Genomic DNA, 5569 nt, shown 5'->3' on the forward strand with positions numbered 1-5569 from the left:
TAGGTCATCTTGCAGTTTTTACCGCTATTGTGTGAATTGTGCCAATTATTTGCGCAATTCTCATTTTCGTGGCTTGTGGTGAAAATTTGGAATATGGAAAGCGTCACCAGTTATTTGTCTTTCCGGCTAACAATCGCTCGGCAAGAAAAATAACTGGTGACGCATTTACGTTATGGTTCCGTAAATTTTCACTCCACAATGCCACTTCATTCAATTGCGTGCCGCATGCACATATAACTATAGGATACAACATACTTTTACGCTGTGCATGCAAAACTCAGTCGTTTACTGAACCGCTTGCCCCAGAAGGAGCCTCCGATTTCTTCATTTACATAGTGATAGTCATTCACAAGAACATTTCACATTAACTACTTTCCTTATTCAAGAATGCTCCGGCATTCTTGTTGCGTGGTGCGCGTCATGCAATTACATGACATACTTCAACTGCGCACCTCTGTAATCCTGCCGGAGGCTATATCAGATGGGGGATTGGCTCCCACCACTGATACTAGCTTGTTTCTCACCACCTATAGAGGTTGGAGTCATCTCCCATCTGATATACCGTTCCAAGCGACTTCCCAGTCGACTTAAAATTTCATTCGTGATCGTTCCAGCTGTTTCCGCCATATCTGCTGCGGTAAGCATCTCATTTCCATCTGTTCCAATCAAAGTTACAACATCCCCAGTTTTCACCATATCATCTTCCAGCTCACTGATATCAATCAGTGCCTGATCCATACAGATTCGACCCACAATTGGTAACATTACATACATACTGTCATGCCTCTGCCAGTCTGTCGCATGCAGTGCAAATCCTTCCGCAGTCATAAGTGCCAGACTGATAAGTAATCCTAATCCCGCTCGCTTACGATTCCACCGTTTTGGTTCCGATGCATCCACCAACTCATCCAGATAGCGCAGCGGACGTGTCATAAACCGCAGTGTGATAATGATCCATCCAACCAGTATCAATATGATCATAATGGCAATGATCCACTCTTTTACCCACTGCAAAATATAATAAATACTGCTCGGCTGCCATGATGTGTTGATGCTTGCTGACCAACCAATTGCCAATATTGCAAACAAAGCTGCCACATATATTACCAATGCCAGGATATAGTTTCCAAATACCTGACCGGTAAGCTGCGTGCGCAGATACTTGCATTCGGCTGCTACAACCGCTCACCAGAGTTTAACATAATTTTTCTGTTAACATCTGCTCCACTTCTTCTTTTGTCGGAATCGCCGGGATTCCTCCACGTTTCTGCACACAGAGTGCTGCGGTTGCGTTGCCGCATACGGCACAATGGTGAATTTCTTCCCAGGTCAGGGATTCGATTGGTTTTTCCAGTGATAAGTATGCACTTAAAGTGCCGCCCCAGAAGGAATCACCTGCACCAGTTGTATCTACAGACTGTACGGAAAATCCTTTAATGCGCTCTTTTTTCTCTTTTGTCGCCATAAGTACGCCTTCGCTGCCAAGGGTTACAGCAATAAGTTTCGGTCCCATTGCAAGCAGTTTATCTGCTGCGGCTTCATAGGTTGTCTCTCCGGTAAGAAGCAGACTTTCTTCATCAGATACTTTCATGACATCCGCATAAGGAATCATGGATTTCATATTTTCAGCTGCTTCTGCTTCGCTGCTCCACAGAGTTGCACGATAATTCGGATCATAAGAAATCAGTGCACCTGCCTCTTTTGCACAGGTTACTGCCGCTACAGTCGCATTCTTTGCCGGCTGATCGGTCAGTGACAGGGAGCCAAAATGGAAGATTCTGCAATTCTGTAAAAGTTCTTTGTTCAGTTCATCAGCTCGTAACTGAGTGTCTGCACCCGGTTTTCTCGCAAAAGAAAATTCACGTTCGCCGCTTTCATCAATAGCTACAAATGCCAGTGTTGTGAAATAATTGTCATCTTCGATCAGGTTAGAAACACCGATATTTTCTTTCTCCAGTGTTTTTTTCAGAAATGCACCGTGCATATCTTTTCCAACTTTTCCGATAAACTCTGTACGATATCCCATATGGCTGGCAACCGTCAGCAAATTTGCCGGAGCTCCGCCTGGATTCTGTTCAAACAAACGCATTCCATCTGCGCCTGTTCCAGCTTCTGTAAAATCAATCAATAATTCGCCAAGTGCTGCAATATCAATGTTTTTTTCCATATCTCCAATCCTCCACATTCTTCTACAATGATGCTGCGACGTTCTCGCCCATAATTTTCTTTATCATACCGTACAGAAATTTCAAAGGAAACTCTTTTTACCTATCATTCAACCGTCCATTCCTCTCTATCTGGTATCGTTTCGCGATCTTTTTCTGCATTTATGATATATAACAAGTTATCGTTAAAATGCTTTTTCGCTAATTCTTCCGGCGGCGGACATTTACTCGGTGGATCGATCGGCACCGGTTCAATGTACTCAGGTCCCTTACTCTTATAAGCATACCGCCATTCCGCATCCACCCACTTTGATTCACGCGCGTATTCAGACCAGCATAAAAACAGCACATCTCTCTTATCAATTTCTCTCCACAAAGCCTGTTTCCAATCATCCCCGCTTCGCAAGCTGTCAACATCGAAGAATATATCGATATCCGGGCGGGCTTTTCTCATTCCCTGAATAATTCTTGCCACTCTTTGACGATCCTGACTTGCATAAGACATAAATGCTGATAATACATCTTCTCTGGTAATCTCGATCTTCTGCTCTTTTGCAGATGTGCATTTTGCTATAAATTTCAATCTGGTCGCTATCACATCGTCAATGTACACTTCCGCTACAAACAAAATCTGTTTCTTCTGAAAATCTTCCGGCAGCTCAACCGCAAAACTAAAATTCAGATACTCTCCATGCCAGATCTGTTCTTCACAACCATCTGTTATTTCGATATCCGGAGAGTTAAGTACAATCGTGATCTTGGCCTCTTTGCCAGCTTTCATTGCTCCTGATTTCTTTTCTCTGACGGCGGTTTCAGCATCTACGATTGCCGCGTCCACTACATGTCGAAATTTCTCCTCATACATGAAAATTTCAATCATGGAGTACTCACCTTTTAAAATTGATTTGGGAGCAATTGCTGAAAAATAAACTTTATCCAGGGGAACTGGCGCTTGTTCTATTTCTGTTTCTGATTCACATTCCGAATCATAATTAACGACCCGATTGGTTTCTATAGAATTAGTTATATCTTTTTCATCAGGTGGTAATGTGCCTTGTGGTAAATTATCGCTTTTCTCAGATGGTAATGTAGCCTCTGGTAAATTATCAACTTTCTTAGATGGTAATGTAAACTCAAGTAAATCCTCAACTTGCGTTAATGTAAACCCAAGTAAATCTGCAATTTCTTCAGGCGGCAATACAGGTCGAATCATAAAGGCATGTGTACTTTGGGACTTCGTTAAATCTTCTCCATCAAAAAAACACAGATACTTTTCTAACCACATTTGATATTCTGTATACTTTGCCTGCATATGCTCGATTTCATAAATATTGCGTGTACAATCCTCAATAAGACCATTCCACATACCTGAAACTGCACTCGAATCTGCCTGCAGCATATCCAAAATTTCTTTCATACGCTGTCTGTTTTCTTCTAATGCATACAGAATTGCATGAATGTTTTCCTGAATCTTTTTCAATTTATAGATCTGTTCTTCTATCTTGTTCTTATCTAATCCCATAAGACCGTCCCTTTTTATGCATTTCCTGATTTTTAACAAATTTTTACGACATTGATATATAGAAATGCCCTAATCCTCTTTTATGTGATTCTTGCTTTTTAGCGAAATTCTCCTTCAATGCGTTTTGTAAACAGAATATCATGATTCACCAACCGGTAAAAATCACGTTTCATTTCCTGAAAAGTCTGGTCTCCCATTCCCATGAGCCACATCATTTTTGTGATCGTTGCTTCCAGCGTCATATCATAGGCTTCCAGAATCTTGAAATCCAGTTTTACCTTTTTTCCAACCTCATACACCGTCATATTACTGCCCTCATTGGCAACCTGCGTCGTCATGACAAGAATTTTTCCTTTATCTTTCCACTTATTCATCTGCGTATAAAATTCATCCAACAATGACTCCGGGATTCCGCCCACACCAAAACTCTCCACCACAAGGCAATCGTACCGTTCGAACAGATACGGCAGAATATCCGGCTGCATGCCAGGAATCAATTTCAACACGTAAACACTGTTTTTCATCTCATAATAAAAACGCACCGGTCCGCTATAGGGCATCTCTGTGATATAACGCACCAGCATCCCATCCTGAATGACTGCCTGATATGGAAAATTAATACTACAAAATGCATTGTAGCTTTTTGCGCGCTCTTTTCTGGCTCTTGTTCCGACAATGACTTTTCCATCAAACACAATGTTGACGTCCTGAGAATCGTTATCCGAAGCATAGATAAAGCTGTCCAACAGATTTGTTTTTGCATCTGTCACATCCATCTCGATCGGTTTCTGTGCTCCGGTAACCACGATCGGTTTTCTGGAGTTTTGGATCATATAAGACAAAGCTGCCGCCGTATACGCCAGAGTATCCGTGCCATGGCAGATTACAAAACCGTCGTATTTATCATAATTTTCCTCGACTGTTTTTACCAGCAGTTTCCAGTGCTCCGGTGTCACATTCGTACTGTCCAGATTGCACACCTGAATGGAATCTACCTCACAGATTTTGCTGACCGCCGGAATATAATTTAAAATATCCTCCGTGGAAAGTCCCGGTGCCAGTCCGTATTCTGTCTGTTTAGAAGCAATTGTGCCTCCAGTTCCTATCATCAATATATTTTTCATATGCTCATTTTCCTGTTTTTTAATTTATTTCACTCTCTATACCGATTTATTCTACCATAACCAGGATAAAATAAAAATACTAAACATAGTCAAGCGGATATTCGCAATCCGCTTCGCTACTTACTCATAACCGAATAACTGCTCCGCAGTTTATCAGAAGGAGCTTGCACTCCTCCTGATACAAGCAAGTCCCCACCCCCTGCTTATTGCTTTTCGCAATTGAAGCAGGGGATTTACTTGATTCGGTTAAACAAAATAAGAGATGCCGTTCATTCGACACCTCTTACTTTCTGTTTTCTATCTTCACTTATAAAATGTACAAATTTACTTCTTTTACAACAGCTTTTCTTCCCATTCTGCTGCTTTAAATCCGGTAAATACCGTATCGCCATCCACGATCACCGGACGTTTTACCAGCATTCCATTGGTAGCCAGAAGCTGCAACTGCTCATCTTCACTCATAGTCGGAAGTTTATCCTTGAGTTTCATCTCTTTGTACAGCATTCCACTGGTATTGAAAAATTTCTTTAATGGCAGACCACTTCTGCCATACCAGTCTTTTAATTCTTCATAAGTTGGATTATTCTCCACAATGTGTCTGTCTTCATATGCGATTCCATGTTCGTCTAACCATTTTTTGGCTTTCTGACAGGTTGAGCATTTTGGATATTCTACAAATAACATACTTTTTCCTCCGTGTTGTGACATGCTCCCACCACTTAAATCACAGATTTTGAAGTGGGGGCTTCTTGCTCAAT

At 41.5% G+C, this 5569-nt stretch carries 5 protein-coding genes; all 5 read right to left on the reverse strand.

The genetic code is table 11. The annotated features are described in order from the left end of the window. Positions 1 to 477 precede the first annotated feature (477 nt). The 5 genes from DXB15_RS16555 to DXB15_RS16575 all read right to left on the reverse strand — a co-directional run bounded on the left by DXB15_RS16555 (position 478) and on the right by DXB15_RS16575 (position 5495). A complete protein-coding gene (locus DXB15_RS16555) occupies positions 478 to 1089 on the reverse strand; it encodes an alanine racemase C-terminal domain-containing protein (RefSeq protein WP_243115687.1) in 612 nt (203 codons plus the stop codon). Between the two features lie 106 nt (positions 1090 to 1195). Next, on the reverse strand, positions 1196 to 2167 hold the full coding sequence (locus DXB15_RS16560) for a carbohydrate kinase family protein (protein WP_109216620.1): 972 nt from the start codon (positions 2165 to 2167) through the stop codon (positions 1196 to 1198). A gap of 104 nt (positions 2168 to 2271) precedes the next feature. After that, complete coding sequence (locus DXB15_RS16565; RefSeq protein ID WP_158582289.1) at positions 2272 to 3645, reverse strand: toll/interleukin-1 receptor domain-containing protein; 1374 nt, start codon at positions 3643 to 3645, stop codon at positions 2272 to 2274. A gap of 140 nt (positions 3646 to 3785) precedes the next feature. Beyond that, positions 3786 to 4811 (reverse strand): asparaginase, encoded by a 1026-nt coding sequence (locus DXB15_RS16570; RefSeq protein ID WP_109216618.1) that lies wholly within the window; start codon positions 4809 to 4811, stop codon positions 3786 to 3788. A gap of 333 nt (positions 4812 to 5144) precedes the next feature. Then, positions 5145 to 5495 carry an arsenate reductase family protein gene (locus DXB15_RS16575; RefSeq protein ID WP_109217038.1) on the reverse strand — a complete coding sequence of 117 codons (351 nt, stop codon included), beginning with the start codon at positions 5493 to 5495 and terminating at the stop codon, positions 5145 to 5147. Positions 5496 to 5569 lie beyond the last annotated feature (74 nt).

Origin of the sequence: Roseburia sp. OM02-15 (assembly GCF_003481835.1) — a bacterium.
Lineage (GTDB): Bacteria > Bacillota > Clostridia > Lachnospirales > Lachnospiraceae > Eubacterium_I > Eubacterium_I ramulus_A.

Coding starts and splice junctions, on each gene's coding strand:
- DXB15_RS16560 (WP_109216620.1), bottom strand. CDS start 2,167: ATGGAAAAAAACATTGATATTGCAGCACTTGGCGAATTATTGATTGAT.
- DXB15_RS16575 (WP_109217038.1), bottom strand. CDS start 5,495: ATGTTATTTGTAGAATATCCAAAATGCTCAACCTGTCAGAAAGCCAAA.
- DXB15_RS16570 (WP_109216618.1), bottom strand. CDS start 4,811: ATGAAAAATATATTGATGATAGGAACTGGAGGCACAATTGCTTCTAAA.